At 66.8% G+C, this 24,525-nt stretch carries 26 protein-coding genes and 1 pseudogene; 17 read left to right on the top strand and 10 right to left on the bottom strand.

Annotated features, from left to right (window positions below):
- The first annotated feature begins 190 nt into the window (after positions 1-190).
- From M3I53_RS15235 to M3I53_RS15225, 3 genes are all read left to right on the top strand, one after another.
- Complete coding sequence (locus M3I53_RS15235) at positions 191-2,173, top strand: sigma-54-dependent Fis family transcriptional regulator (RefSeq protein ID WP_254316744.1); 1,983 nt, start codon at positions 191-193, stop codon at positions 2,171-2,173.
- 100 nt (positions 2,174-2,273) lie between these two features.
- A complete protein-coding gene (locus M3I53_RS15230) occupies positions 2,274-3,404 on the top strand; it encodes a VIT1/CCC1 transporter family protein (RefSeq protein WP_254316743.1) in 1,131 nt (376 codons plus the stop codon).
- Positions 3,401-3,727, top strand: a complete 327-nt coding sequence (locus tag M3I53_RS15225; RefSeq protein WP_254316742.1) for a 2Fe-2S iron-sulfur cluster-binding protein — start codon at positions 3,401-3,403, stop codon at positions 3,725-3,727. Before M3I53_RS15230 ends, M3I53_RS15225 begins: the two co-directional genes overlap by 4 nt.
- A gap of 83 nt (positions 3,728-3,810) precedes the next feature.
- Here the strand turns inward: M3I53_RS15225 and M3I53_RS15220 are convergent, their stop codons facing one another.
- Positions 3,811-4,101: a DUF4148 domain-containing protein gene (locus M3I53_RS15220; protein WP_254316740.1), complete on the bottom strand. Its 291-nt coding sequence runs from the start codon at positions 4,099-4,101 to the stop codon at positions 3,811-3,813.
- A gap of 385 nt (positions 4,102-4,486) precedes the next feature.
- On the opposite strand from M3I53_RS15220, the gene M3I53_RS15215 reads away from it, so the two are divergent.
- Positions 4,487-4,750 (top strand): DUF4148 domain-containing protein, encoded by a 264-nt coding sequence (locus M3I53_RS15215; RefSeq protein ID WP_254316739.1) that lies wholly within the window; start codon positions 4,487-4,489, stop codon positions 4,748-4,750.
- A 190-nt stretch (positions 4,751-4,940) separates the two neighbouring features.
- On the opposite strand, the gene M3I53_RS15210 is transcribed toward M3I53_RS15215, so the two are convergent.
- The 3 genes from M3I53_RS15210 to M3I53_RS15200 form a co-directional block, all read right to left on the bottom strand.
- The gene (locus M3I53_RS15210; RefSeq protein ID WP_069261726.1) at positions 4,941-5,135 is read right to left on the bottom strand and encodes a YqaE/Pmp3 family membrane protein; all 195 of its coding nucleotides are present in this window, start codon (positions 5,133-5,135) and stop codon (positions 4,941-4,943) included.
- A 43-nt stretch (positions 5,136-5,178) separates the two neighbouring features.
- Entirely contained in the window at positions 5,179-5,373 is a 195-nt protein-coding gene (locus M3I53_RS15205) for a DUF1653 domain-containing protein (protein WP_069261725.1), read from the bottom strand.
- A gap of 114 nt (positions 5,374-5,487) precedes the next feature.
- The gene (locus M3I53_RS15200) at positions 5,488-6,156 is read right to left on the bottom strand and encodes a TetR/AcrR family transcriptional regulator (protein WP_254316738.1); all 669 of its coding nucleotides are present in this window, start codon (positions 6,154-6,156) and stop codon (positions 5,488-5,490) included.
- Between the two features lie 78 nt (positions 6,157-6,234).
- Between M3I53_RS15200 and M3I53_RS15195 the strand changes: the two genes are divergently transcribed.
- Together M3I53_RS15195 and M3I53_RS15190 are read left to right on the top strand one after the other, a co-directional pair.
- Positions 6,235-6,858: a glutathione binding-like protein gene (locus M3I53_RS15195; protein ID WP_254316737.1), complete on the top strand. Its 624-nt coding sequence runs from the start codon at positions 6,235-6,237 to the stop codon at positions 6,856-6,858.
- 91 nt (positions 6,859-6,949) lie between these two features.
- On the top strand, positions 6,950-7,162 hold the full coding sequence (locus M3I53_RS15190) for a hypothetical protein (protein ID WP_254316736.1): 213 nt from the start codon (positions 6,950-6,952) through the stop codon (positions 7,160-7,162).
- 16 nt (positions 7,163-7,178) lie between these two features.
- Here the strand turns inward: M3I53_RS15190 and M3I53_RS15185 are convergent, their stop codons facing one another.
- The gene (locus tag M3I53_RS15185) at positions 7,179-7,904 is read right to left on the bottom strand and encodes a GntR family transcriptional regulator (RefSeq protein ID WP_254316735.1); all 726 of its coding nucleotides are present in this window, start codon (positions 7,902-7,904) and stop codon (positions 7,179-7,181) included.
- A 179-nt stretch (positions 7,905-8,083) separates the two neighbouring features.
- Here M3I53_RS15185 and M3I53_RS15180 point away from each other — a divergent pair, with 179 nt between their 5' ends.
- From M3I53_RS15180 to M3I53_RS15135, 10 genes and pseudogenes are all read left to right on the top strand, one after another.
- Positions 8,084-9,388: a cyanate transporter gene (locus M3I53_RS15180; RefSeq protein ID WP_254316734.1), complete on the top strand. Its 1,305-nt coding sequence runs from the start codon at positions 8,084-8,086 to the stop codon at positions 9,386-9,388.
- Between the two features lie 234 nt (positions 9,389-9,622).
- Entirely contained in the window at positions 9,623-9,943 is a 321-nt protein-coding gene (locus M3I53_RS15175) for a hypothetical protein (protein WP_254316733.1), read from the top strand.
- A 406-nt stretch (positions 9,944-10,349) separates the two neighbouring features.
- Positions 10,350-11,042, top strand: coding sequence for an NADPH-dependent FMN reductase (locus M3I53_RS15170; protein WP_254316732.1), 693 nt, complete (start codon positions 10,350-10,352; stop codon positions 11,040-11,042).
- Positions 11,043-11,396: 354 nt separating this feature from the next.
- On the top strand, positions 11,397-11,612 hold the full coding sequence (locus M3I53_RS15165) for a transcriptional regulator (protein ID WP_254316731.1): 216 nt from the start codon (positions 11,397-11,399) through the stop codon (positions 11,610-11,612).
- Positions 11,613-11,674: 62 nt separating this feature from the next.
- Positions 11,675-11,947, top strand: a pseudogene (locus M3I53_RS15160) (ferritin-like domain-containing protein); the annotation flags it as partial.
- 108 nt (positions 11,948-12,055) lie between these two features.
- Positions 12,056-13,510 carry an indoleacetamide hydrolase gene (gene iaaH / locus M3I53_RS15155; protein ID WP_254316730.1) on the top strand — a complete coding sequence of 485 codons (1,455 nt, stop codon included), beginning with the start codon at positions 12,056-12,058 and terminating at the stop codon, positions 13,508-13,510.
- Between the two features lie 242 nt (positions 13,511-13,752).
- Complete coding sequence (locus M3I53_RS15150) at positions 13,753-14,004, top strand: FeoA family protein (RefSeq protein WP_254316729.1); 252 nt, start codon at positions 13,753-13,755, stop codon at positions 14,002-14,004.
- Positions 14,001-15,854 carry a ferrous iron transporter B gene (locus M3I53_RS15145; protein ID WP_254316728.1) on the top strand — a complete coding sequence of 618 codons (1,854 nt, stop codon included), beginning with the start codon at positions 14,001-14,003 and terminating at the stop codon, positions 15,852-15,854. The genes M3I53_RS15150 and M3I53_RS15145 overlap by 4 nt, the downstream gene beginning before the upstream one ends.
- A complete protein-coding gene (locus tag M3I53_RS15140; RefSeq protein WP_254316727.1) occupies positions 15,851-16,153 on the top strand; it encodes a DUF6587 family protein in 303 nt (100 codons plus the stop codon). The genes M3I53_RS15145 and M3I53_RS15140 overlap by 4 nt, the downstream gene beginning before the upstream one ends.
- A 154-nt stretch (positions 16,154-16,307) precedes the next feature.
- A complete protein-coding gene (locus M3I53_RS15135; RefSeq protein ID WP_375542531.1) occupies positions 16,308-17,075 on the top strand; it encodes a CDP-diacylglycerol diphosphatase in 768 nt (255 codons plus the stop codon).
- Positions 17,076-17,186: 111 nt separating this feature from the next.
- Here M3I53_RS15135 and M3I53_RS15130 read toward each other — a convergent pair whose 3' ends face one another.
- The 3 genes from M3I53_RS15130 to galU all read right to left on the bottom strand — a co-directional run bounded on the left by M3I53_RS15130 (position 17,187) and on the right by galU (position 20,358).
- Positions 17,187-18,515 carry an ATP-binding protein gene (locus tag M3I53_RS15130; RefSeq protein ID WP_254316725.1) on the bottom strand — a complete coding sequence of 443 codons (1,329 nt, stop codon included), beginning with the start codon at positions 18,513-18,515 and terminating at the stop codon, positions 17,187-17,189.
- Complete coding sequence (locus M3I53_RS15125; protein WP_254316724.1) at positions 18,512-19,249, bottom strand: response regulator; 738 nt, start codon at positions 19,247-19,249, stop codon at positions 18,512-18,514. Before M3I53_RS15125 ends, M3I53_RS15130 begins: the two co-directional genes overlap by 4 nt.
- A 164-nt stretch (positions 19,250-19,413) precedes the next feature.
- On the bottom strand, positions 19,414-20,358 hold the full coding sequence (galU, locus tag M3I53_RS15120) for a UTP--glucose-1-phosphate uridylyltransferase GalU (RefSeq protein ID WP_254316829.1): 945 nt from the start codon (positions 20,356-20,358) through the stop codon (positions 19,414-19,416).
- A gap of 318 nt (positions 20,359-20,676) precedes the next feature.
- Here galU and M3I53_RS15115 point away from each other — a divergent pair, with 318 nt between their 5' ends.
- Positions 20,677-21,522 carry a helix-turn-helix domain-containing protein gene (locus M3I53_RS15115; protein ID WP_254316722.1) on the top strand — a complete coding sequence of 282 codons (846 nt, stop codon included), beginning with the start codon at positions 20,677-20,679 and terminating at the stop codon, positions 21,520-21,522.
- 163 nt (positions 21,523-21,685) lie between these two features.
- Here M3I53_RS15115 and M3I53_RS15110 read toward each other — a convergent pair whose 3' ends face one another.
- Positions 21,686-23,695, bottom strand: a complete 2,010-nt coding sequence (locus M3I53_RS15110; RefSeq protein ID WP_254316721.1) for an acetyl/propionyl/methylcrotonyl-CoA carboxylase subunit alpha — start codon at positions 23,693-23,695, stop codon at positions 21,686-21,688.
- Between the two features lie 33 nt (positions 23,696-23,728).
- Positions 23,729-24,517 (bottom strand): enoyl-CoA hydratase/isomerase family protein, encoded by a 789-nt coding sequence (locus M3I53_RS15105; RefSeq protein ID WP_254316718.1) that lies wholly within the window; start codon positions 24,515-24,517, stop codon positions 23,729-23,731.
- Positions 24,518-24,525: the final 8 nt, after the last annotated feature.

Here is a 24,525-nt window from a genome sequence, read left to right as displayed (position 1 = left end):
TGGCACTCGCGCCAGTAAACTCAAGGCGCAGTTGAGGGGGCGCCGGCGCGGCTTCAACCCCGGCTTCAACCCGGCTTCAACCCGAATTGGCAGCCGCCGCGCATCCTGTACCATGAACTGCCCAGAGACGCCGCTCGCGCACTTGCCATGCTGCGCCGCAGCGTAGCGCCCAAAACGACTGGAGACACGAGTGACCCGACGCCCCGTCACGCCGCACGACGCGGCCCGCGCGGACGCCATCGCGCAGGCTCACGCGCGCTCGCGCGCACTCGGGCTGCGCGCCACCGAGGCGCCCGAATTCGACGCGCTGGCCGCCGTCGACCTGCGCGAACTGATCGACACGAACCGCACGCTCTATCACCAGGCGCGTCCCGTCATGGACGCCTTGCACGCGCAAATCGTCGATACGCAGAGCATGGTGCTGCTCACCGATCGCAACGGCGTGATCCTCCATAGCAGCGCCGACAGCGACTTCGTCGAGAAAGCGCAGCGCGTCGCTTTGCGCCCGGGAGTTTCGTGGGCCGAGCAGCATCGGGGCACGAACGCCATCGGCACGGCGCTCGTCGAAGGCCAGCCAACCACGGTGCATGCGGGCGAGCACTTTTTGCGCGCCAATCACATCCTCACCTGCTCGTGCGCGCCGATCGCGGATCCGTACGGGCGCACGCTCGGCGCGCTCGACGTGAGCGGCGAGTCGCGCGGTTTTCACAAGCACACGCTCGCGCTCGTGCGCATGTCGGCGCAGATGATCGAGAACCATCTGTTCAACACGGAATTCGCCGATGCCATCCGGCTCCAGTTTCATGCGCGCGCGGAATTCATCGGTACGCTCTACGAAGGATTGGCCGCATTCTCGGCCGACGGCACGCTGCTCTGCGCAAACCGCAGCGCCCTGTTCCAGTTCGGCGCGCCGCTCGCCGAGCTGCAGCAGCGTGAGTTCGCTGCGCTCTTCGGCCAGCCGTTCGCGGCGTTCATGCAGCAACTCATGCGCGCGAGCGGCGAGCCGCTCACGCTCGCACTGCCCAGCGGCGTGCGCGTGGTCGCGCGCGCCACGCCCGGCGCGGCGTCGGGCGTCGCTACGTCGGGCATCCCTACGTTCGCGCGCAGCGCCGTAACGGAGACGTCAAGGTCACCATATACGCGCGCGGCCGCCCAGGCGCAAGCGCCCAACACCGCCGACACCACGCCGCAGCCCACGCTCGCCGAACTCGACACCGGCGACGCGCGGCTCGCCGCCGCCCTGCAGCGCGTGGCGCGCGTGCGCGGCCGCGACATTCCCGTGCTCGTGCTCGGTCGCACGGGCACCGGCAAGGAATGGCTCGCGCGGGCGCTGCATCGCGATTCCCCGCGCCGCGACGGGCCATTCGTCGCGCTCAACTGCGCCGCCCTGCCCGACACGCTGATCGAAGCGGAGCTGTTCGGCTACGAGGACGGCGCGTTCACGGGCGCGAAGCGACGCGGCAGCGCCGGCAAGATCGCGCAGGCGCATGGCGGCACGCTCTTTCTCGACGAGATCGGCGACATGCCGCTCGCGCAACAGGTGCGGCTCATGCGCGTGTTGCAGGAGCGCGCCGTCGTGCCGCTCGGCGGTACGCGCGCGGTGCCGGTGGATTTGCGCATCGTCTGCGCGACGCACCGCGACCTGCGCGCGATGATCGCCGAAGGCACGTTCCGCGAGGATCTCTACTACCGCATCAACGGCCTCGTCGTCACGCTGCCCACGCTGGCCGAGCGCACCGACCTCGACGCGCTCGTCGCCGGCATGCTCGAGATCGTGCGGCGCGAGGTGCCGGCCGCGCCCGCGCGTCTGACACCGGCCGTCCGGGCCTGCTTCGCGCGTTGCCGCTGGCCCGGCAATCTGCGTCAGCTCGCGAGCGCGCTGCGCACCGCGGCGATCATGGCCGAAGGCGAAGATGCCATCGACATGGCGCATTTGCCCGAAGACCTCATGCACGATTGCGACCCCGCGAGCGACTGCGCGCAGCCGTCGGCCGATGCCACGGCCGAGAAGCAGACGAGCGACACGGAACACGAGCCCGCGCACCTCTGCGTCTGGCAATCGCGGCTCATCGAAGAGACCCTCGCGCGCCACAGCGGTAATGTTTCGGCGGCGGCTCGCGAACTCGGGCTCGCGCGCAATACGGTCTACCGGCACTTGCGTCAGCGCCGCTGAGCGCACCGGCAACGCGGGAGCGAGACGAGCGTCGAAGCGCGTCTTCTGGCCGCAGCCGCGCCAGGGTAAGCTTGGCGGATCGCTTCCCGCACCGCGCCCCATGGCCTCCGCCCAGGAAATCAACCGCTTCCGGCGCAATCTCGCCGACGAGCTCGACAGCGCCGCCGTCTACGACACGCTATCCGCAGTCGAGAAAGACGACGAGCGCCGCCGCATCTTCGCCGAACTCGCGGCCTCCGAGCGCGAGCACGCGAGCGTCTGGCGCGAGAAGCTCGCGGCCAACGGCGTCACGCCCCGGCCGCATCGGCGCAGCGCAAAAACCCGCCTGCTGCAAACGCTCACGCGCACGTTCGGCCCTTCGCTCGTGCTGCCCACCGTCGCCGCCGGCGAATACGCCGACCGCGACCGCTACGCGCGGGAACCCGGCGCCGAGAAGCTTTCCGCCCAGGAACAGCAGCACGCCGCCATCGTGCAGGCGATCGTCGCGAAGAAGCGCGAGCCCGAACACGGCCAGGGCGAAGCGATCGGCGCGGCGGAGTCGTGGCACAAGAGCGCGACGTCGGGCAACGATCTGCGCGCGGCGGTGCTGGGGGCGAACGACGGACTCGTCTCGAACTTCTGCCTGATCATGGGCGTGGCGGGCGCGGGCAGCGTCAATCGCACGATCTTGCTCACGGGGCTTGCAGGCCTCGTGGCCGGCGCCTGCTCGATGGCGCTCGGCGAATGGCTCTCGGTGACCAACGCGCGCGAGCTCGCGCGCACGCAGCTCGCGAAGGAAGCCGACGAACTCGAGCACACGCCCGACGCCGAGCGCCACGAGCTCGCGCTCATCTATCAGGCGAAGGGCATCGATCCCGAAGAAGCGCGCCGCGTGGCCGCCCAGATCATGCGCAACAAGGACGAGGCGCTCAATACGCTCGCGCGTGAGGAGCTCGGGATCGACCCGAAGGAGCTGGGCGGCAATCCGTGGTCGGCCGCCGCCGTCTCGTTTTGCCTCTTCTCGCTCGGCGCGGCGTTTCCGACCGCCCCGTTCCTGTGGGCGCACGGCGTCACGGCCATCGCGCAGTCGGTGGCGCTGAGCGCGTGCGGGCTCGCCCTCGTCGGCGTGTTCACGTCGCTCTTCAACGGGCGTAGCGCAACGTTCTCGGCGTTCCGGCAGATCGTGATCGGGCTCGCCGCGGCGGCGTTCACGGCCGGCGCGGGGCGGCTGCTCGGGGTGTCGCTTTCATGAGCGACGTGAGCCACGAAAGCTTGCAGGACGGGCCGCCGCACGTGCCCGTCGTGCGCGTGGAGCCGCTCGGGCGCAGCTTCGAAGCGCCGCCCGAGTTGACCTTGCTCGAAGCGGCGGCGTTCGAGGGCATCCGTTTGCCGCGCATGTGCCGCAACGGCACCTGCCGCGCCTGCATATGCCGCGTGGTGAGCGGAGAAGTGAGCTTCAAGATCGAGTGGCCCGGACTGAGCCGCGAGGAAAAAGCCGAGGGCTATGTGCTGACCTGCGTGGCCGTCGCGCGCACAGATCTCGTGCTAGACGTGCCCGAGGCGGAAGCCATGTAGCGGCTACAAAACGCTGCCCCCAAAGGCGAAACGGCCCGCGAATCGAATTCGCGGGCCGTTTTCATCTGCTCACTGCCGGCAGCTTACTGACCGCCGAAGTAGACCGATTGCGGACCGGTGCGAGCCGCTTCCGAAACATAGCGAGCGCCCGCAACCGACGTCGAGTTGCTCACGCCGCCGAACGAGCCATCGGTCTGGGCGACCGGCGCGGCCGTCTGGGGAGCGACCGCTGCCTGATTGCGGCTCGTTTGCTGGAATTCGACGAGTTGCTGGCGCACCTGCTCGCGGGTAAGACCTTGATCGGCCTGGGCGAAAGCGGCCAGCGGAGCAGCCAGGGCAACGGTAAGGGCAACAGCCTTGAGAAGCGAATTCATGATGACAACCTCCGGAATTATTTAGCGTCGATGCGCAACGACGGTGCATACCTGTCGTGCCCGGCCGGCTCGCTGCGACTCGCCGCATCGGCTGGCTGTGTGTGGATTCTAGGCAAGCGCCCCGGCCGGATACAGACCGTTTCAGGCGAATTGGAATTACAGATTTCGCAATAATCAGTTACTTTTAGGGCCAGACGATCGACGGTCTTCGCGCCTTTGCAGGCGCCTGACGCAATACTTCTGAAGAATTTGGGACCCATTGTTGTCGTCAGAAGAACACTGAATTCGTTTTCTAAGTATTTACCCTGACTGTCCGACCACATACATTGTCGACATGGACCACGCCGATGCGATGGCTCCCCACAAAAAATATCGGAGGTTAGTCATGAATTCGTTTCTGAAGGCAGCAGTGCTCGCCGCTATCGTTGCCGTGCCCGCCGCTGCGTTCGCGCAGGCGCAGCCCCAGCAGCAACCCGTGACCCGCGCCGAAGTTCGCGCCGATCTCGCGCAACTGCGCGCCGCCGGCTACGATCCGAGCGACTGGATGCATTACCCCGAAAACATTCAGGCTGCCGAAGCCAAGATCGCGGCGCAGCGCGCGACGGCTTACGGCCCCTCGACGAACGGAACGTCGCAGTCGAGCCAGTAAGTTTCGCGACAACCCCGGCTATAACGCCGGGTTCTCGTGCAAAGCGTCAGGCCCGCCCTCGTGAGAGTGGCGGGCCTGATTCGTTTTAAAACGGATTCCGGCTCGGCGTGGATCAACGGCCGCCCGTGACCGCCACCGCCACCATGGTCACTGCCTGGGCCACTTTCCTGACAGACGGGCGCTCGGGGATTTAGCCGCGGCGGCCGAGCGCGTCCTCTATTTTCCGGTCGGTCTTGAACTGGCTGAGCGAATACACGGCCCAGATCGCGGCCGGGATCCAGCCGATCAGCGTGACTTGCAGAATCAGGCAGACGATGCCCGCAATCGGACGCCCGATGGTGAAGAACAGGAGCCAGGGCAGAATCAGCGCAATCAGTAAACGCATTCGGCGAAACCTCTAAAGCGTGGAAAAACGACTGTGAAAAGAATCAGTTGACGGGCGCGAAGCGCGGCACGAGTCCGCCTTCATACTCGACGAGTTCGAAGAACACAGTGGAGGGTCGCGTCCAGATCGTACCGTTCGCCGCGCGATACACGATCATCGTCACCGAAGGATCCGATTCGAGCGTCGCCTCGCAAACCAGTTCGTAAATGCCACCCTTGTAGTGCCTGTAGCGCACCATCGTGTTCCCCTCTTCGAGTGCGCAAGCCGTCCCTGCGCGACTGCGCCAGTGTAACAAGGGAAAGGGCCTGCGGACGCGTGTAACGGACGCCGGCCGGCAAGGTTCAGCGTGACATCACTTCGCGCGGCGCCGCGTGACACGCGCGTCGGCCGCAGCCGGCGCTTCGCCGCAGATCAGCGCGACGCCCGCCACCGCCATGGCGCGCAGTGAGGCCCGCGAGTCGCCGGCCCGCGCGCGCAGCGCCATGCTATGCAAGAGCGCGGAGGCGAGGCGCGCGAGCATCGGCGCGCTGGCGTCGGGCGGCAGCTCGCCTTGCGCGAGCGCCGCGCGCAGGCGCCGCTCGAACGCCTTGTCGAACGTGCGCAATCCTGCGGCGAGACGCTCGCGTACCGCGTCGTCGTTGACGGCTTCCACCGCGGCCGTGCCGATCAGCAGGCAGCCGCGCGCCGCGTCGTGCGCCGGCAAATACCAGCCGAGCGCGCCGTCGAATACGCGCATCAGCGCCTCGCGCAACGGCACCGCGCTGTCCAGCGCGGACTCCATCGCCGCGCGCCCTGCTTCCACGTAACGCTCCATGGTTTGCAGATAGAGCGCGTGCTTGTCGCCGAATGCGCCATAGAGGCTCGGCCGGTTCATGCCGGTCGCCTCGCTCAGGTCGTCGAGCGATGTGCCTGCATAGCCGTTGCGCCAGAACGTATCGCGCGCGCGGGCCAGCGCCTCGTGCGGATCGTAGGCGCGCGGACGCCCTCGCGGGCGGCTATCCTTTTTTGTACTGGATTGCATATAAATATTGGATCGGCTATTTTTGTTCACTATAGTACAAAATCAGGAAGGCCCGAAAGACCGCAAAGGAGCATGAGGATGGATCTGTATTTCGCCCCGCTGGCGTGCTCGCTCGCCACGCGCATCGCGCTCTACGAGGCAGGCGCGCAGGCCCGCTACATCCAGGTCGATACGCTCACGAAGCAGCTCGCCGAAGGCGGCGACTTCTTCGCTGTCAACGCACTGGGCCAGGTGCCGGTGCTGCGCGAGGACGACGGCTGGACGCTCACCGAAAACTCGGCGGTGCTGCCGTGGGTGGCCGACCGCTTTCCCGAAGCGCGGCTCGCGCCGCCACCGGGCACGCGCGAGCGCGCGCGCCTGCAGCAATGGCTAGGCTTCGTCGGCACCGAGCTGCACAAGGCCGTGTTCGTGCCGCTGCTCGGCAAGGACGTGGACGAAGCCGTCAAGCAATACGCACGCGGCAAGATCCCGCGCCGCTTTGGCTTGCTCGCGCAGCATCTCGAATCGCGCACTTTCCTGCTCGACGAGTTCAGCGTGGCGGACGCCTATCTCGTGACCGTGCTGAACTGGGCGCCGTACGTGGGCATCGACGTGTCGCAATGGGAGGCCGTCGCGACCTACACGCAGCGCGTGCGCGAGCGGCCCGCCGTTGCGAGAGCCTTCGCCGAGGAGTACGAGATCTTCAAGCGCACGCGGCACTGAGGCGCGCTTCGCCGGCTATTTTTTCTCGCTCGGCAAGCGCTTTTTTGTCGTGCGATAACGTTGCGGTTGCCACATTCGCCGGAGCCGCACAATGGCCACGCTCGAAGCCTTGCGCATCGTCCTGGACGATCCGCATACGCCCGAAATCATCCGCAATCACGTCATCGACTCCTTGCAGTACGCGCTGCGCAATCATGGCCAGGTATTCGCCGCGAAAGAGGTCGAATGGCTCGCCACGTGGGACGATGCGCGCATTCCGCTCGCGGCTTCGAAGGAGTTGCGCCGGCGCGTAGATCAGCGCTGATGCGCACCGCGCGGGTTCAGCCGTTCGCGAAATCCGCAAACACCGCCTTGAGATCGCGGCCCGTGCGCGCACGCGCCTGCTGCACCACCCGCTCCTCCAACTCGACCAGATGCGCACGCATCGTGGCGAGCGCCGCCGCGAGGTCCCCTGCCTCGAGCGCCTCGATGATCTGCGCGTGCTCGTCGGGCGCGCACATCGACGCCTTCGACGGATCGAACAAGGCCTTGTAGAGCTCGGTTTTCGCGACCAGTTGCGCTAGCGCCTCCACGAGCGCGGCGCCGCCCGCCTGCTCGGTAAGCAGCAGATGGAACTGCCCCGCGAGGCGCACCGCTTCGTCCACGCGCGCCTCGCGCAACGCCTTCTTCTCGCTGCGTACATGGGCCGCGAGCTTGCGCCGCATCGCGGCGTCGAGCTTGCCGCACAGAGTCACCATCACGCCCGCTTCGGCCACCTGGCGCGCACGGTACACAGCGCGTATGTCATCCTCCGAGGGCGACGGCACGAACGCACCGCGATTGGGTTCGAGCACGAGCTTGCCCTCGTAACCGAGGCGCGCCAGCACCTTGCGCAACGCGCCGCGCGTGCAGCCGAACGCCGCCGCGAGTTCGCGCTCCACCAGTTGCTGGCCCGGCGCGAGCTTGCCTTCGAGCAGCGCGGAAGAAATCGACGCATAGACATGCGCTTCGACGTCGGACGGTTCGTCGGTATCGCTGGGTGAAGCGAGGCGGGAGGATTGGGCCATGGGCAGGCGCGTTAGTTCGGCTCACTGGGTCAGGTCGCATTGTAGCGAGCGGCATGGCGAGGCGATATAGACCCGCGCCCATACTCGATCGCCCATGCCGGACATAGCGGGACACGCCAGATCGTTGACAATTGTTCCGTATAATGGTCAACCAAAAATACCTGAAAAGGTTGACCGAATTGAACCCTCCAAATCGCTCCAATCGTTATCAAACGCCGTCCGGCAAGTCGGCCAGCGCGCTCGCGTGGTATGCCGCGATCGTCGCGATCGGCCTGAATCTGCGGCCGCTGCTCACCTCGATCAGCCCGCTCATGACGACCATTCGCAACGACATGGGCCTGAGCTTCTACGGCGCTTCGCTGCTCACGAGCCTGCCCGTCGTCGCGATGGGGCTCGGCGCGTTCGGCTCCGGCCTGCTCGCACGCCGGCTCGGCGAGACGCGCGGCGTTGCGCTCGGGCTCGTGGCGATTGCCGCGGCATGCGCGGCCCGCGCGTTCGCCGCCAGCGGCGGTGCGCTCATGCTCACGGCGGCCGCGGCCGGCGCCGGCGTCGCGGCCATCCAGGCGCTGCTGCCCGCCGTCATGAAGCAGCGTTTCGCCGCGCGGGTGCCGCTCGCAATGGGACTGTTCTCGGCGTCGATCATGGGCGGCGGCGGGCTCGGCGCGAGCCTGAGCCCGTTCGTCGCACGTCTCAGCGGTTCGTGGCACGCGGGACTTGCCGTCTGGGCGTTGCCGGCGCTGGCCGGGCTCGCGATCTGGGCAGGTGTGAACAGCGGGTTCAGCGCAGGCAAGCGCGCGCAGCAGGCCCCCACTGCGCCCTCCCAGGCGCAGGGCGACGCGGCAACGGTGCCGGTCTGGCGCAAGCGCCGGGCGTGGACGCTCGGTCTGCATTTCGGGCTCGTCAACGGCGGCTATATGAGTCTCGTCGCGTGGCTGCCCGCCTACTATCAGCAGCACGGCGCGAGCGTCGAAGCGAGCGGCTCGCTGCTCGCCGCGATGACGGTGTTCCAGGCCGCCAGCGCCCTGCTTCTGCCGCTTGCCGCGGCGGCATTCAAGGACCGGCGTCCGTGGCTCGCTCTGGGCCTGTGCGGCCAGCTCGTCGGCGTGATCGGCCTCGCCGCATGGCCCGAAGCCGCGCCGCTGCTGTGGGTCGCGGCGGCGGGCGCAGGGCTCGGAGGCACGTTCTCGGTCACGCTCGTCACCGCGCTCGACCATAGCGCGGACCACCGCGTGGCCGCGCGCCTCGTCGCCTTCGTCCAGGGTCTGGGCTTTGTGATCGCCGCGCTCGCCCCGATCGTGGCCGGCCGCGTGCGCGACCTCACGGGCGGCTTTACGGGCGCGTGGATCATGCTCGCTGTATCGATCAGCGCGATGATCGTGCTCACGCTCGCGTTCTCGCCGCGCAGCTACGGGCGCTGGCTCGGCGCCCACGGCCCGAACGCGGACGGCGCAATCGCGCAAAACCGGGCGATGCTCGACGCTTGAGCCTCCCGCAAACTGAGATCGCGCGCCGGCGCAAGCCCCGCAGGGCCGGCGGCGCGCCCATGCAACATATCGCCCGCAGCACGTCGTGAAACGTTTGCATAAGCGCCTGTATGAATGTACAGTGCGTGCAGCCGGCCGTCCGTGCCGCCCGGTCGCCGTACCGGGTTAGGCCGCTCATCGCGCTCAAGGCGCATGACGCGGCCCCGGCCTGTACATCGAAACGGAGAACACGACGTGCGATTCTTCATCACGGGGACCTTGCTGGGCGTCCTCGCGTCCACCGCGATCGCCGGGGAACACTACATCGAGATCTGGAATCCGCCGGAAGCGCGCACGCCGTCGGCCCATGCGGGCAATGCCGGCAAGAAGGCGCATCACGGCACCAGGCACAAGCTGGCCTCGGCCGACAAGCTGACCACACGCAAGGTCGCCGAACCGGCCGTGCGCGCTCCCGCGCCCACGCCGGGGGCTCCCGGGCGCACCGCGCCGGGCAAGGGGGCCCTGCCGGAAATTCCGCCGCAAATCGGCCCCGACGGCAACGTCCTCACGGTTTGAGCTAGTACGTAGCCGCAATCGGCGACGCAAACCACGACACATCGCGGCACGCAGCTGCCGCGATCAACGCCTCGAAAGAACTCGAACGCCGCCCATTCCGGTCTCCAGAAAAAAAACAGCCCCGTCACCGGAGAAGTGCGGGGCCGAATCCCATGTCAAGGAGATGTCATGGAGGAGACGGCTTCATCATAGCCACGGCCCGCCGCGTGTCTAACCAATGGTTTCGCATATGCATTTCGGGCCGCATGGCGCAGGGCAACGTAGCGCCGCCGGCATATGGATAGAACAAAAAGTCGTTTCGCGCCGCGCGGCGGCCTCTCTAAGATGACCCTTTCAGCCTGCCAGGCTTCGTGGCCGGTGCCCGATCACGCACGAGCCAGGTCTCATCGCATTTCAGGGAGCCCACTTGAGCCTTTCCGATTCGCATCGTCGCCCGCTCGTCGTGGGCATCGGCGGCACGACTCGCGCTGCCTCCTCGACCGAGCGCGCGCTCGCATTCGCGCTGCGCGGCGCCGAAGACGCCGGTGCGCGCACGCAATGGTTCGGCGGCACGTTTCTGCACACGCTGCCGCACTACGCGCCCGAAGACCCCGCTCGTACCGATGCCCAACTCGAGCTGATCGAAGCCGTGCGCGCTGCAGACGCCGTCATCATCGCGACGCCCGGCTATCACGGCGGCGTATCCGGGCTCGTGAAGAATGCGCTCGACACGCTCGAAGAACTGCGTGCCGACAACCGCCCATACCTGGACGGGCGCGCAGTGGGCTGCATCGTCACCGCCTATGGCTGGCAGGCCGCGGGCTCAGTGCTGACCTCGCTGCGCTCGATCGTGCACGCGCTGCGCGGCTGGCCAACGCCGTTCGGCGCGGGCATCAACACTCTCGAGACGCGCTTCGAGAGCGCGCAACAGTGCTCGGATGCCAAGGTCGCCGAACAACTTACAACGGTCGGCCGCCAGGCGGCGCAGTTCGCGCTCGCGTTCGGCGGCCAGGGCCATGAACACTACGCGACGCCGCTTGCGAGCGCCTTGAACAGTGTCGGCGGCGCGCAGGCCGGCGCCGCGCCGCGCACCGAAAAGCGCTTGAGCCTCGCGGTCTGACACGCTGCCCCACCTCTACCGCTCGCCCACCCGCACGCCGTTGAGCGCGCGGGCGGGAAACGTTCCCTAACCCACATTGGTGGCGTCGCGCGGGGCGCATCGCGTGCGCCATCCCACAGACGCCGCATATCGTCCGGTCCACATTGAAGCCGGATTCACCCCCTCGCCTCATCCGGATCATTCTGCTGACCGTTCCAGGCCACACGTGATTTGCTTGCGACGAATGATTGGTTCCATCGACATAAGGCGGCTCGTAGGCTGGTCCGTGTCGGTACAGTGAGTGGGCAGCAAACACACGCGCCACCCAGAACGAGAACCCGAGCAAATAGCAGAAGATCAGCAGGAAGCGCGGCCATGAACACTCCATTATGCTACAAAGGCTACGTCGTCGCCCCCAGCGCGCGGCAACTCCCGAACGGGCTTTTCGCCGCCAATCTCACCATTGGCGCGCAGCCCGGCGCGCTGCATTCGTTCGACGAACTCGATTACTTCTTCGAAGAAAGGCACGCGCTCGCCTACGCCTGCCGCTGGGCGCGCATGTGGATCGACCAGCAGCGCCGCTGCGCGTGAGGGCGCATGCTTGCTTATGGTTGTGACAGAATAGGAGCCATACCCCCTTCAGCTTGATGCTCATGCCCGAAACCCTGACGCATCCGGACGAAGGCGCAGCCGTCATCTCCGACCAGGACGCCGCGCTGCGGCGCTGGACTCACGACACGCCACGGCCCCTCAAGACCGGATCGGACGAACATCGCAAGATGTTCTGCCGCATGCCGCTCGACACCCACGACCCATACCGCCCCGCCGTGCTCGACTGCTCAAAGCTCGAGCCCGGCGCGCTCAGCCGCCTCACCTCGCTGCCGATCTGGGACACTGCGGTGCAGACCGAAGGCCGCGCCTCGCTCGTGCCCACGCTCGCACGCTTCGCGCTGCGCCTCTCGAAGAAGTAGCGCCACAACGTAAAACGCGCGCGTTGTTAGCATGGCTGCATAGCCGCACGAGGAGAACGCTGCATGACCTGGACTGTCGACCAGCAACTGGAACTGAGCGCAACGCAAGCCGTCGAGGCCATCCAGGCCGGACAACTGACCGCCGCCGACTACGTCGCCGCGCTGCTGGCGCGCGCGCAGGCGCTCTCCAACCTCAACGCGCTAACCGTGCTCGACGTGGAAGGCGCGCTCGCCGCCGCGCAGCGCATCGACGCGCTCGGCGCCAGCGAGCGCGCGCGTCTGCCGCTCGCCGGGCTGCCCGTGGTCGTGAAGGACAACATCAACACGCGCGGCCTGCAGACCTCGGCAGGCACGCCCGCGCTCGAAGGCTTCGTGCCCGCGCGCCACGCGCCTTCAGTGCAGCGCCTCGTCGATGCCGGCGCGATCCTGTTCGGCAAGGCCAACATGCACGAACTGGCGTTCGGCATCACCAGCACGAATCTCGCGCCGCATGCTGGAACCGTGCGCAACCCTTGGGATCCCGAACGAATTCCGGGCGGCTCCTCCGGCGGCACGGCGGCGGCCGTTGCGGCGCGCATCGTGCCCGCCGGACTTGGCACCGACACCGGCGGCTCGACGCGCATTCCCGCCGCGCTGTGCGGCATTGTCGGCCTGCGCCCGAGCGTCGGCGACGGCGGCACGCAACGCCGCTACCACGACCCGCAGGCCGTCGTGCCGATCAGCCATACACGCGACACAGTCGGGCCGATGGGGCGCACGGTAGCCGATGTCGCGCTGCTCGACGCCGTGATCACCGGGCACGGCCCCCTCTCGCCGGCCGCCGTGACGAATCTGCGCATCGGTCTGCCCGCACCGTTGTGGGAAGGTCTCGAAGCCGCGCTCGCAGACGTCGCGCGCGCCGCGCTCGCGAAACTCGAAGCCGCGGGCGTCACCCTCGTGCCGGTCGAAATGAGCGAGCTGCTCGCGCTGAACGACCGCGTGAGCTACGCGATCGCGCTTCACGAGCCTATCGACGATCTCACGGCATGGCTTGTTGCGAACCACGCACCGGCACAAACCGTAGCCGAAGTCGCCGCGCGCATTGCGAGCCCCGATGTGCGCGCGGCCTACGACGCCGTGCTCGCCGACGCGCGCGGCGGCGACTATCACGCTGCGATGACGGTGTGGCGGCCGCGCATGCAGCAGCTTTACGCGCAGACGTTCGCGGCCAGCGGCCTTGACGCGCTGCTCTTTCCCACGACGCGGCTCGCCGCCGTGCCGATCGACGAACTGAACGGTTCGTCTCGCGTGTCGATCGACAGCGCGGCGCCGATCGACGAGATGGAGGCGTATCTGCGCAACACCGATCCAGCGAGCAACGCCGGCATTCCAGGCCTCGCGTTGCCCGCGGGTCTTGTCGACGCGCGCCTGCCCGTCGGGCTCGAACTCGACGGACCGGTCGGCAGCGACCGCCGGCTGCTCGCCATCGGTCTCGCGTTCGAAGCGATTCTCGGCACGCTGCCTGCGCCGGAGATTTGAGCGTGCGGGCCACCTTGCCAACGAGCAAGCCGCGCCGCTCGTTTGATTAACCATCCATAATAATGATCTCGGCACCAGACACCGCGCAGCCTGCGGCAAATGAGCGCACGCGCCCCCGCCGCCCCGCCTCGGCCGCGGGTTCTCCGCCCGGACCGATGGGCCCGGGCGCATTTACCGCCACAACGACGGCGCTGCCGCTATAATGAGAACGGTTCTCATTCGTTGTAAGCAAGGCCCCCATCATGCGTCTAACCGATCTGTCCAAAGGAGCGACCGCCCTCGTGGAGCGTGTCGAGGATATCCATGCCACCGACCCGATCGCGCAGCGTCTGCGCGACCTCGGCTTCGTTGCGGGCGAGCCCGTGCGCGTGGTTGCGCGCGCACCGTGGGGCGCGGACCCGCTGCTCGTGCAGATCGGCTCGACCCGCTTTGCATTGCGCCGCGCGGAAGCGCAGCGCGTGAGCGTGACGACGAACGGGGAGCCCGCGCAATGAGCCTGGCCCCTGTTGCGCCGCTGCGCGTGGCGCTCGTCGGCAATCCCAATTGCGGCAAGACCGCGCTCTTCAATCTGCTGACGGGCGCGCGCCAGAAGGTCGCCAATTACGCGGGCGTGACGGTCGAGCGCAAGGAAGGGCGCTTTGCCACGCCCTCGGGCCGCAAGGTGCAACTGCTCGACCTGCCGGGCGCTTACAGCCTCGACTCAACGAGCCCGGACGAGCGCGTGACGCACGATGTGCTGCTCGGCCGCTATCCGGGCGAGGCCGCGCCGGATCTGATCGTCTGCGTGGCCGACGCGACGAATCTGCGCCTGCATCTGCGTTTCGTGCTCGAAGTGCAGCGCATGGGGCGTCCGATGGTGCTCGCGCTGAACATGATGGACGCCGCGAAGCGCCGCGGCGTCGAAGTGAACGTGGGCGAGCTTGCACGCCAGCTCGGCATGCCCGTCGTCGAAACCGTGGCCGTGCGGCGCGGCGGCGCGCAAGCGCTCATCGAGCTGATCGACCGCACGACGGCTGAAGAGCCACAGACGCCAGCAGGAGCTGCAGCCGCGAACGACGACCTGCACGGCACGGTGCGCGCGATCCTCGCGAGCGCCGTGACGATGCCGCGCGCCACCGACGCGCGCGACGACGCCATCGACCGGCTCGCGCTGCACCCCGTGCTCGGCCCGCTGATCCTCGCGTTCGTGATGTTCCTCGTGTTCCAGGCCGTGTATTCGCTCGGCAAGCCGCTCACCGACGCCATCGGCGACGGCTTCACCTGGCTCGGCGCGGCCGCCGGCGCGGCGCTGCCCGACGGCCCGCTGCGCAGCCTCGTGACGGACGCGCTGTTCGGCGGCGTCGGCACCGTGCTCGGCTTTCTGCCCGAGATTCTGGTGCTGTTCTTCTTTATCCTCGTGCTGGAGGAGTCCGGCTATCTGCCGCGCGCGGCCTTCCTGCTCGACCGCATGATGGTGGCCGTGGGGCTCACCGGGCGCTCGTTCATTCCGCTGCTGTCTAGCTTCGCGTGCGCGATTCCCGGCGTGATGGGCACGCGCAGCATCTCCGACCCTCGCGACAGGCTCGCCACGATGCTCGTCGCGCCGCTCATGACCTGCTCGGCGCGCTTGCCTGTTTATGCGCTGCTGATCGGCGCGTTCATTCCGCACCGCATGATCTTCGGCGTGTTCAACCTGCAGGGCCTCGTGCTGTTCGCGCTCTACGCCGCCGGCATCGTCGGCGCGATGGCGGTGGGCTGGGTCATGAAGAAGCTGCGCCGCGACCACCGCGAACACGCGCTGCTCATGGAACTGCCCTCGTACCGGCTGCCGCGCGTACGCGACGTCGCCATCGGCCTGTTGGAGCGCGGCGCGATCTTCCTCAAGCGCCTCACGGGCATCATCCTCGCGCTCACGGTGCTGATGTGGTTCATCTCCACGTTCCCCTCGCCGCCCGCCGGTGCGACGCTGCCCGCCATCGATTACTCCATCGCCGGCTATCTCGGCCGCGCGCTGCAATGGCCGTTCGAGCCGCTCGGTTTCAACTGGCAAATGAGCCTTTCGCTGATCCCCGCATTCGCCGCGCGCGAAACGGCGGTGGCGGCGCTCGCCACGGTGTACTCGGTAGCGGGCGGCGACGCGGATACCGCCGCGCTCGGCCACACGCTCGCGCAGAACTTCTCGCTCGCCAGCGCCCTCTCGTTGATGGTGTGGTTCGCCTTCGCACCGCAGTGCATGTCCACGCTCGCCGTGATTCGCCGCGAAACGCGCTCGTGGCGCGCCGTCGTGGTTTCTTTCGGCTACATGTTCGTCGTGGCCTATGCGGCCTCGTTCGTCACGTATCAGATCGCGAGGCACTTCCTATGAACGCCGGACTCGTCGCGCAATATGCAGTAATCGCGCTGCTCGTGGCCGCGAGCTTCGTCTATACGCTGCGCAAGCTCGCGCCGAAAGCGGCCACGCGCGTCCAGGCCGCCATGGCCGCCGCACTGTTGCGCCCGCAACGTAATGCATTTGCGCAGCGCCTCGGGCGCTTCGTGCAGCCCAAAGGCGCAACCGGCGATTGCGGCGACGGCTGCGGCACCTGCGGCACGTGTGGAGCGGCGCCTGCGGCAACGGACGCCTCGAACGCGCAACCGGTCACGTTTCATCCGCGCCGCAAATAAGCCGCGCCACCGCACACAAGCGAGTGTCACGGGCATTGCGCTACACTGCGCGCTGCGTCGCGCCGCGACGCGAGCAGGCTTCGCAAGGCGGCGCGTTTGATCGAATGAACCCAGACACTTCGTGCCGATGCGATCCTTGCGCCTTGCCCCTTTCATGCGGATGTCCCGGCTCGCCGTCGCCACGGCGACAGTCGTTGCACTCGCCGCCACCGGCGCCTGCGTGCGCCTCTCCGCGGTCGATTCCAACGGTCTCTGGAAAGTCGTCGGCGGGCAGTGCGTGCCGAACATGCGCGACAAGGGCCAGCCCGGCCCCTGCACCACCGTCGATTTCCAGAAGCGCTATGCCGTGCTCAAGGACATCGCAGGACGCGCGCAGTATCTCGTGATCCCCACCGACCGCGTGGGCGGCATCGAGAGCCCCGAAATTCTCTACGGCGGCGCGCCCGAGTACTGGGTCGGCGCATGGGGCGCGGGACGCTTCGTGGAGGCGAAGCTCGGCATGCCGCTCGCAGGCAATCAGCTGGGCCTCGAGATCAATTCCTCGGAGCGCCGCACGCAGAATCAACTGCATATCCACGTCGATTGCATGCGCCCCGACATCACCAAAGCGCTCGCGCCGTATGCCGACATCGCGCCGGGCACGTGGCGCTGGACCACGCTCGACGGCTCGCGCTACCGCGTCACGCGAGTGACGAGCCTCTCGGACAACAGCAATCCGTTTCGCGTGGTCGAGCGCGATCTCGGCCCGAAACAGACCATGGCCGTGCAGACGATACTCGTGACGGGCGCCGGTCCCGATGCGAAGCGCAGCGGCTGGCTCATCGTGAACAGCGGGCTCGATGTCGATGGCGGCACCGGCACGGCCGAAGGCCTGCTCGACCATTCGTGCAGCCTCGCGCAAGCGAAGAGCGCTGCGCAGTAACGCACAGTCGAGCGGCCTGAACGCGACGTCCACAAGCGCCCGCGTTTTTAAGCGTTGGCACGTTTGCGCGCCGACCCGCGAGGGCTCGGCGTTTCTTTTTTTGATGCCGTATCAGCCGTGAGTGACGGGAAAGCTTAGCCGCACGAGCAGGCCGCCATCGGGGTGATTTTCGACGTCGCATTGGCCGCCGCTGTCGCGCGTGAGCCGCGCGACGATGGCGAGCCCGAGACCGCAGTGGCCTTCGCCGCCACGCGCCGCATTCAGGCGAACGAACGGCCTCATGGCAGCGGGAATACGCTCCGGCTCGATGCCGGCGCCGTGATCGCGTATGCGTATCAGGAACGCCCCGTCTTCGATCGCCGTCGAGATTCCGACCGGCGGCGCGCCATACTCGAGCGCGTTATCGACGAGATTCGTGACGAGCCGGTCCAGCGAGACCTGGGGCAGCTTGAATCGGGGACCGGCGCGCAAATCGAGCACGAACAGCGGCCCGTTACCGCCTTCGATTTCGTCAGCATTGCCCAACTGGCTTTGCAGAAAGCCATCGACGCTCAATAGCCTGCCCGCGTCGGGCGACTGTTGTGCGAACTCCAGAAACTGCTGGACGATGTGGGTGAGCGAATCGACGTCGCGCAGCATGCCGTTGCGCTCCGCCTCCTCGACCATCAGGGTCGCGCGCAGCTTGAGCCGCGTGAGCGGCGTCTTCAGATCATGCGCGATGCCGCTCAGCATCACCACGCGGTCGTCTTCGGCCTCGTTCACGCAACGCATCATGTCGTTGAACGACGCGCTCACGTCGCGCAGTTCGCGCGGCCCCTTGCCTTCGAGCGGCGCAATGCGCTCGCCGGTGCCGAAGCGCCGCGCCGCCTGGGCGAGGCTCGCGAGCGGCTTCTGGATCTGCCAGGCAGCGAGGAACGACAGCGTGAGCGCCGCCAGCAGCATCGAAATCCCTTCGATAAGAAAGCGCGGCGGCGGCGGAATATCGACCGGTACGACGACCCAGCTCGTGCTGCCCGGAAAGCGCACCCACAGTTGGGGCGGGCGCCCGTCATCCACCGCGAATTGCGTGCCGGGCGGCAATTGTTCGCGCAGATGACGCGTCAAGTCGACCAGCGGCCTGCGCGTCGGTTCGTGCAGGTGAGTGTCCTTGGGCACGTTCCAAACCGGCACGCGGTGCACGCGCAATACGTCGCTCAGGTCGCGGTCCTTCGCTGGCTCGAGCGAGCCGCCGAGATGCACCGGGGGCGGCAGCGTGCCGCCGCCGACGTTCTCTTCGCTCGCCACGCGCAGGGCGAGCAGGACGCCACGCGCGAAGCCATCGACTTCATGGCGTGGCGGCTGGCGGGCAAGCAGCAAAAACCAGCCGAGCTGCATGGAAAGCAAAACCGCTGCCGAGAGCAATGCCATGCGCCCGAACAGCGTATTCAACGGACTTCTCACTGAATTGCTGCGCCGTGCGCCTCCGAATAACTTGCCGGATCCGGCACGAATACATATCCCTTGCCGCGCACGGTCTGGATATGGCGCGGGTTCGACGGATCGGCCTCGATCACGCGGCGCAGGCGCCAGATCGGCACGTCGAGGCTGCGTTCGTGGAACTCGCGCTCGTCGCGATGCACGATATCGTGGATCAGCGTGCGCGTAAGGATCTTGTAGGGATGCGTGGCGAATACCTTCAGTAATGCGAATTCGCTTTCCCGCAGCGGGATTTGCGTGTCGCCGCTGGAGAGCGTTCGCATCGTGAAGTCGAGTTCGAAGTCGCCGAACCGATAGCGCCGGCGTGCCTCGGGTGCGCTGGCGGTGGACGGGCCGCGCCGCCGCAAGATGTTCTGGATGCGCACGAGCAGTTCGTGCGGATCGAAGGGCTTGGGCAAATAGTCGTCCGCCCCCAGCGAGAGCCCGCGAATGCGGTCGCTCACGGCTCCGCGCGCGGTGACGAAAATGACGGGGATGTCGTCGCCGGCCGCGCGCAAGGCGGCAATGGCCTCGAGGCCGTCGGTCTCCGGCATCATGATGTCCAGCACCACAATGGACGGACGTTCGCGCTCGAGGCGGCGCTGGAGGTGGACGCCGTCGTGCAGCACGGCCGTATCGAAGTTATGCGAGCGCAGGAAGCGGCTCAGCAGATCGCGTACGACGGGATCGTCGTCGACAATGAGGACGCTGGGGTTCATGCCGCGATTTTAAAGCAGTGCGGCGCGCGGAACCTTGCACCGTTTCTTACCAATCCTTTCTTCGAATCGCCTTGAAAAAGGGCGGCATCGTCAGATCCCCGCCCGGTCGTCGGGGCGGCGCGTACGCGGGTATTGCTCAATTCTCCTACGCAAACGGCATGGCTTCAATGTGCGAGCCCGGGCGCGACCGGCGCCGGTTGGCTCAGCATCGAGCCCGCTGACCACGCGGCCAGTTGCGCCACGCCAATGCGCTCGCGCAGCCACGCGTCGAAGGTTTCCTGCAATTCCGCATGCCGCAGGGCGAAGTCGACCGTCGCCTGAACGTAGCCGAGCTTGGTGCCGCAGTCGTAGCGCTTGCCAACGAACTCATAGGCCAGCACCTGCTCCTCTTCACGCATCGAGTGAATGGCGGGTGTGAGCTCGATCTCGCCGTTTGCATCGGGTTTCAGCGAGCGCAAATGATGGAAGATGCTCGGCATGAGCACGTAACGCCCGGCCACACCGAAGCTCGACGGCGCCAGTTCGGGCGTCGGCTTTTCAATGATGCGGCTCACGCTGATCACGCGCTCGTCCCAATGCCGGCCGTCGATCACGCCATAGCTCGTCGACTCGCACGATTCGAATTCTTCCACGGCGAGAACCGAGGAATCGTAATGGCTGAAGATATGGACCATTTGCGCGAGAACGGGGGGCTTGCCGTCGAGCAGATCGTCGGCGAGCACGACCGCAAATGGCTCGTCGCCAATCAGCTTTTCCGCGCAAAGCACGGCGTGCCCGAGACCGAGCGGTTCGGCTTGCCGGACATAGACGCACTCCACATTGGCCGGCTTGATGCTCTGCACGAGCTCGACGAGATTCTGCCTGCCGCGCGCCCTCAGCACATGCTCGACCTCGTAAGACCTGTCGAAATGATCTTCAATGACGCGCTTTCCGCGGCCCGTTACGAAGATCAGTTCGGTAATGCCTGCGCCGATGGCTTCTTCGACGGCATATTGAATGAGCGGTTTGTCGATGACCGGCAGCATTTCCTTTGGGCTCGCCTTCGTTGCCGGCAGAAAGCTCGTATCGATTCCCGCCACCGGGAACACAGCTTTACGAACACCAAGCATGATGACCTCACCTGTCTGGTAGAGGGGCGGTACGGCCATGGCGAAGAATGCGGGATTCGCAATCCGACCCCTGATCCTGCTGTGGCGAATCAGCTCGGCGACATTTCCAGGTTCGGCCGGGAAGGTCTGCCGAAAAGCCAAGCTCAATCATCGCACTGTTTTTGCGCGAAGTGCGCGCGAGTAAAGGCAACGCCCGCGGCAGGCGCAAGACGGCACCGCCTGCGTCCCGGAGCGATTACATGCCATGTAATTGGCGAGCCGCGCATCTGTGCCTATCCTCAACACATGATCGAGTCCGCAGCCAATCTCGGAGAACCGATGAATCCCACGCGCCCCGACACAAACGCACCACAAAGCGAACTTGGCACCCTGCTGCGTTATTGGCGGGATGCGCGTGGCGTGAGTCAGCTCGATTTGTCGCTGGACGCCGGGATTTCCCAGCGGCAAATCAGCTTTATTGAAAGCGGGCGCAGCGTGCCGGGCCGTGACACGCTGCTGACCCTTGCGCAGACGCTGGACGTGCCCCTGCGCGAGCGCAATGCCCTGCTACTCGCCGCCGGCTACGCGCCCGTGTATTCGGAAGCGCCCTGGAACGCGCAGGAAATGGAGCACGTCGTGCGCGCGCTCGAGCGGGTCATTCGCCAGCACGATCCGTTTCCGGCCATCGTCATGGACCGGCACTGGAACGTGCTGATGACCAACGACGCCGCGCCGCGCTTCTTCGGCCACTTCATCGACATGGCCGCGCACCCAAGCCCGCGCAACTTGCTGCGTTTGATGTTCGATCCTCAGGGCATGCGCCCATTCCTCGCGGACTGGGAGAACGTTTCGCGCAGCTTGCTGCAACGCGTGTATCGCGAAGCGGTCGGCCGCGTGATCGACGAAGAAACGCGCACGCTGCTCGACGAGTTGCTTGCGTACCCCGGCGTGCCAGGCGACTGGAAAGCGCGTCATGGATCGGCCGGTACGCCCACCATGCCGGTCATTCCGCTGAGTTTCATCCACGACGGCAGCGTGCTTCGCTATTTCTCGATGGTGACGAGCGTGGGAACGCCGCAAAACATCGCCGCCCAGGAATTGCGCCTCGAATGCATGTTCCCCGCCGACGACGCCACCGAAGCGCGACATCGGGAACTGCTCGCGGCGCATGCCAAGGAACACTGAGCGGTTCCCAACCGCAAGCGCGAAAAAAAAGGCGCTCCGCTATTGCAGAGCGCCCCATGGGCAAAACGCTCACGTCGTTCTCCGGCTACAGGGAAGCCGGAAGGAACCGATTGGCCCTGTACTTCAAACCGCTTTGAGCGGCCTCAAGCGGCCTCAAGCGGCCTCAAGCCGCTTCGAGCACGAGCAGTTGCGCGCCGTCGGCCACCTGGTCGCCTACGCCATACAAGACTTCGGTGACCTTACCAGCCGCAGGCGCACCGATGGTGTGCTCCATCTTCATCGCCTCCATGACGATGAGCGGTGCGCCCTTCTCGACCACGGCACCCGGCTCGACCAGCACGGCGATCACCTTGCCCGGCATGGGCGCAGTCAGACGGCCCTCGCCGTGCTCCGCGTCGGCCGCATGCGCGAGCAGGTTCTGCCACTCGAACGCCATCGCCGTGCCGAGGCAAAACACATGAAACACGTCGCCGTCGATGAATACGCGGCCCCTCACGCGCTTGTCGCCGATGGTCGCGCCGTATTCGTCCTTGCCCTCGCCGCACCACCATGTGTAGCGGGCCTCGTGCCCCGCATAGGCCAGGGTTTCGTCACCACCGTCATGCGTGTGCGCCACCGTGAACGCGGTATCGCTTTCGACATCGCGCCAGGAGAGCGTCTGTGCAAAGCCGCTATTCAGTCGCCAATGCGAAAGCGCATGCCACGGCGACGCACCGTGCTCCGCGCCGCCCTCCCGGCCCAGCAGCGCCGCACACGCGAGCGCGAGCGCTTCGCGAACCGGCTTCTGCTGCGGCGAGAACAATGCGTCGTGGTTACGCTCGATCAGGCCCGTGTCGAGATCGGCGCTTGCGAATGGCTCACAGATCACGAGCCGCTGCAGAAATTCGACGTTCGTATGCGGCCCCACCACCTCGCACGCTTCGAGCGCGCGTTTCATACGTGCAAGCGCGTCCTCGCGGGTGGCGCCGTGCACGATCAGCTTCGCGATCATCGGATCGTAGAACGGCGTGATGGTGTCGCCTTCGCGCACGCCGCTGTCGATGCGCACGCTCGCGCGCTGGCCCGCGTGGCCGAGCCGGAACTCGACGCCCTGGGGCATGCGCAGATGCTTGAGCGTGCCCGTGGAGGGCAGGAAGCCGCGCGCCGGATTTTCCGCGTAAATGCGCGCCTCGAGCGCATGGCCGGTGATCGACAGCTGCGACTGCCCGAGCGGCAGCGGCTCGCCCGCCGCCACGCGCAACTGCCATTCGACGAGATCGAGGCCCGTGATCATCTCCGTCACGGGGTGCTCGACCTGCAGGCGCGTGTTCATCTCCATGAAGTAGAAGTCGGTCCCCGTCATGATGAATTCGACGGTGCCCGCGCCCTCGTAATTCACGGCGCGCGCAGCGGCTACGGCCGCCTCGCCCATGGCGCGGCGAACGCCGTCTTCGAGACCCGGCGCGGGCGCCTCTTCGAGCACTTTCTGGTGGCGGCGCTGCACTGAGCAGTCGCGGTCGAAAAGGTAGACCGCGCCGCCATGCTTGTCGGCGAACACCTGAACTTCGACGTGACGCGGCCGCGAGAGGTACTTCTCGATCAGCACGCGGTCATTGCCGAAGCTGCTGGCCGCCTCGCGCTTGCACGAAGCGAGCGCCGCCGCGAAGTCTTCGCTGCGCTCGACCACGCGCATGCCCTTGCCGCCGCCGCCCGCGCTCGCCTTGAGCAGCACGGGGTAGCCCATTGCATCGGCTTCGCGCTGCAGGAGCGTTGGGTCCTGGTCGTCGCCGTGGTAGCCAGGTACGAGCGGCACTGCCGCCGCATGCATCAGTGCCTTCGCGGCCGCTTTCGAGCCCATGGCGGCGATCGCATCGACCGGCGGCCCGATGAAGACGATGCCGGCCGCCTCGCACGCGCGAGCGAAGTCTTCGTTCTCCGAAAGAAAACCGTAGCCGGGGTGAATGGCTTGCGCACCCGTGGCGCGCGCGGCGTCGATGATGCGCTCGTAGCGCAAATAGCTTTGCGCCGCGGCCGCTTCGCCGATATGCACGGCTTCGTCGCAGCCCGCGACGTGCTTGGCGTTTGCGTCGGCGTCCGAGTACACGGCCACGCTCTTTACGCCAAGCCGCCTGCACGTCGCCGCAACCCGGCACGCAATTTCGCCGCGGTTGGCGATCAGGATTTTGTTGAACATGTGCTGTCCTCGCTTCGTTTCCTGCTTCTTGCGTTATTGATCGCGCCAGCGCGGCGTGCGCTTTTCAAGGAACGCCGACACGCCGTCGCGCCCCTCCTCGCTCGCGCGAATACGCGCGATGCGAACGGCGGTGTCTTCGATCAGGGTGTCGTCGATCGTCTGGCCGGCGATATCCTGCACGAGCTCCTTGCACTCGCGCACGGCATTCGGGCTGTTCGCACAGAGCGTTTCGGTGATGCGCTGCACGGTGGCGTCGAGCGCTTCGGCGCTCACGGCTTCGCTCACGAGGCCGAGCCGCTGCGCGGTGGCGCAGTCGAAGGCTTCGGCCGTCACGAAGTAGCGGCGCGAAGCCTGCTCGCCCAGCGCGCGGATCACGTAAGGCGCAATCGTGGCGGGCATGAGGCCGAGGCGCGCTTCGGAAAGGCAGAAGTGCGCAGTTTCCACGGCCACCACGATGTCCGCCGCACACACGAGACCCATGCCGCCTGCGTAGGCGTCGCCGTGCACGCGTGCGACGACCGGCTTCGGGCAGCGGTAGAGCGCCGAGAGCATTTGCGCGAGACGCATGGCGTCCGCGCGGTTCTCCGCGTCGGAGTAGCCGGCCATCTTGCGCATCCAGTTCAGGTCCGCGCCTGCGCAAAAGGCCTTGCCGTTGCCGGCGAGCACGATCGCGCGCACGTCGTCGCGCGCACCGAGCGCGGTGAACGCCGCCGTGACGTCCGCAATCATCGTTTCGTTGAACGCGTTGCGCACTTCAGGACGATTGAGCGTAACAGTGGCCACGTGTCCGGCAACTTCTACGATGAGCGTTTCGTATTGCATTGTCTGGT

It is taken from the genome of Paraburkholderia sp. CNPSo 3272 (assembly GCF_024206495.1).
GTDB lineage: Bacteria > Pseudomonadota > Gammaproteobacteria > Burkholderiales > Burkholderiaceae > Paraburkholderia.
The sequence above is the reverse complement of the archived record's forward strand: the minus strand, read 5'-3'. Positions and strand labels throughout refer to the sequence as shown.

What these genes read in the sequence shown, in the direction of transcription:
- M3I53_RS15230 (WP_254316743.1), top strand. Translation starts at nt 2,274, where the DNA reads ATGGCCTCCGCCCAGGAAATCAACCGCTTCCGGCGCAATCTCGCCGAC.
- M3I53_RS15225 (WP_254316742.1), top strand. Translation starts at nt 3,401, where the DNA reads ATGAGCGACGTGAGCCACGAAAGCTTGCAGGACGGGCCGCCGCACGTG.
- M3I53_RS15220 (WP_254316740.1), bottom strand. Translation starts at nt 4,101, where the DNA reads ATGAATTCGCTTCTCAAGGCTGTTGCCCTTACCGTTGCCCTGGCTGCT.
- M3I53_RS15215 (WP_254316739.1), top strand. Translation starts at nt 4,487, where the DNA reads ATGAATTCGTTTCTGAAGGCAGCAGTGCTCGCCGCTATCGTTGCCGTG.
- M3I53_RS15210 (WP_069261726.1), bottom strand. Translation starts at nt 5,135, where the DNA reads ATGCGTTTACTGATTGCGCTGATTCTGCCCTGGCTCCTGTTCTTCACC.
- M3I53_RS15205 (WP_069261725.1), bottom strand. Translation starts at nt 5,373, where the DNA reads ATGGTGCGCTACAGGCACTACAAGGGTGGCATTTACGAACTGGTTTGC.
- M3I53_RS15200 (WP_254316738.1), bottom strand. Translation starts at nt 6,156, where the DNA reads ATGCAATCCAGTACAAAAAAGGATAGCCGCCCGCGAGGGCGTCCGCGC.
- M3I53_RS15195 (WP_254316737.1), top strand. Translation starts at nt 6,235, where the DNA reads ATGGATCTGTATTTCGCCCCGCTGGCGTGCTCGCTCGCCACGCGCATC.
- M3I53_RS15190 (WP_254316736.1), top strand. Translation starts at nt 6,950, where the DNA reads ATGGCCACGCTCGAAGCCTTGCGCATCGTCCTGGACGATCCGCATACG.
- M3I53_RS15185 (WP_254316735.1), bottom strand. Translation starts at nt 7,904, where the DNA reads ATGGCCCAATCCTCCCGCCTCGCTTCACCCAGCGATACCGACGAACCG.
- M3I53_RS15165 (WP_254316731.1), top strand. Translation starts at nt 11,397, where the DNA reads ATGAACACTCCATTATGCTACAAAGGCTACGTCGTCGCCCCCAGCGCG.
- iaaH (WP_254316730.1), top strand. Translation starts at nt 12,056, where the DNA reads ATGACCTGGACTGTCGACCAGCAACTGGAACTGAGCGCAACGCAAGCC.
- M3I53_RS15150 (WP_254316729.1), top strand. Translation starts at nt 13,753, where the DNA reads ATGCGTCTAACCGATCTGTCCAAAGGAGCGACCGCCCTCGTGGAGCGT.
- M3I53_RS15145 (WP_254316728.1), top strand. Translation starts at nt 14,001, where the DNA reads ATGAGCCTGGCCCCTGTTGCGCCGCTGCGCGTGGCGCTCGTCGGCAAT.
- M3I53_RS15140 (WP_254316727.1), top strand. Translation starts at nt 15,851, where the DNA reads ATGAACGCCGGACTCGTCGCGCAATATGCAGTAATCGCGCTGCTCGTG.
- M3I53_RS15135 (WP_375542531.1), top strand. Translation starts at nt 16,308, where the DNA reads ATGCGGATGTCCCGGCTCGCCGTCGCCACGGCGACAGTCGTTGCACTC.
- M3I53_RS15125 (WP_254316724.1), bottom strand. Translation starts at nt 19,249, where the DNA reads ATGAACCCCAGCGTCCTCATTGTCGACGACGATCCCGTCGTACGCGAT.
- galU (WP_254316829.1), bottom strand. Translation starts at nt 20,358, where the DNA reads ATGCTTGGTGTTCGTAAAGCTGTGTTCCCGGTGGCGGGAATCGATACG.
- M3I53_RS15115 (WP_254316722.1), top strand. Translation starts at nt 20,677, where the DNA reads ATGAATCCCACGCGCCCCGACACAAACGCACCACAAAGCGAACTTGGC.
- M3I53_RS15110 (WP_254316721.1), bottom strand. Translation starts at nt 23,695, where the DNA reads ATGTTCAACAAAATCCTGATCGCCAACCGCGGCGAAATTGCGTGCCGG.
- M3I53_RS15105 (WP_254316718.1), bottom strand. Translation starts at nt 24,517, where the DNA reads ATGCAATACGAAACGCTCATCGTAGAAGTTGCCGGACACGTGGCCACT.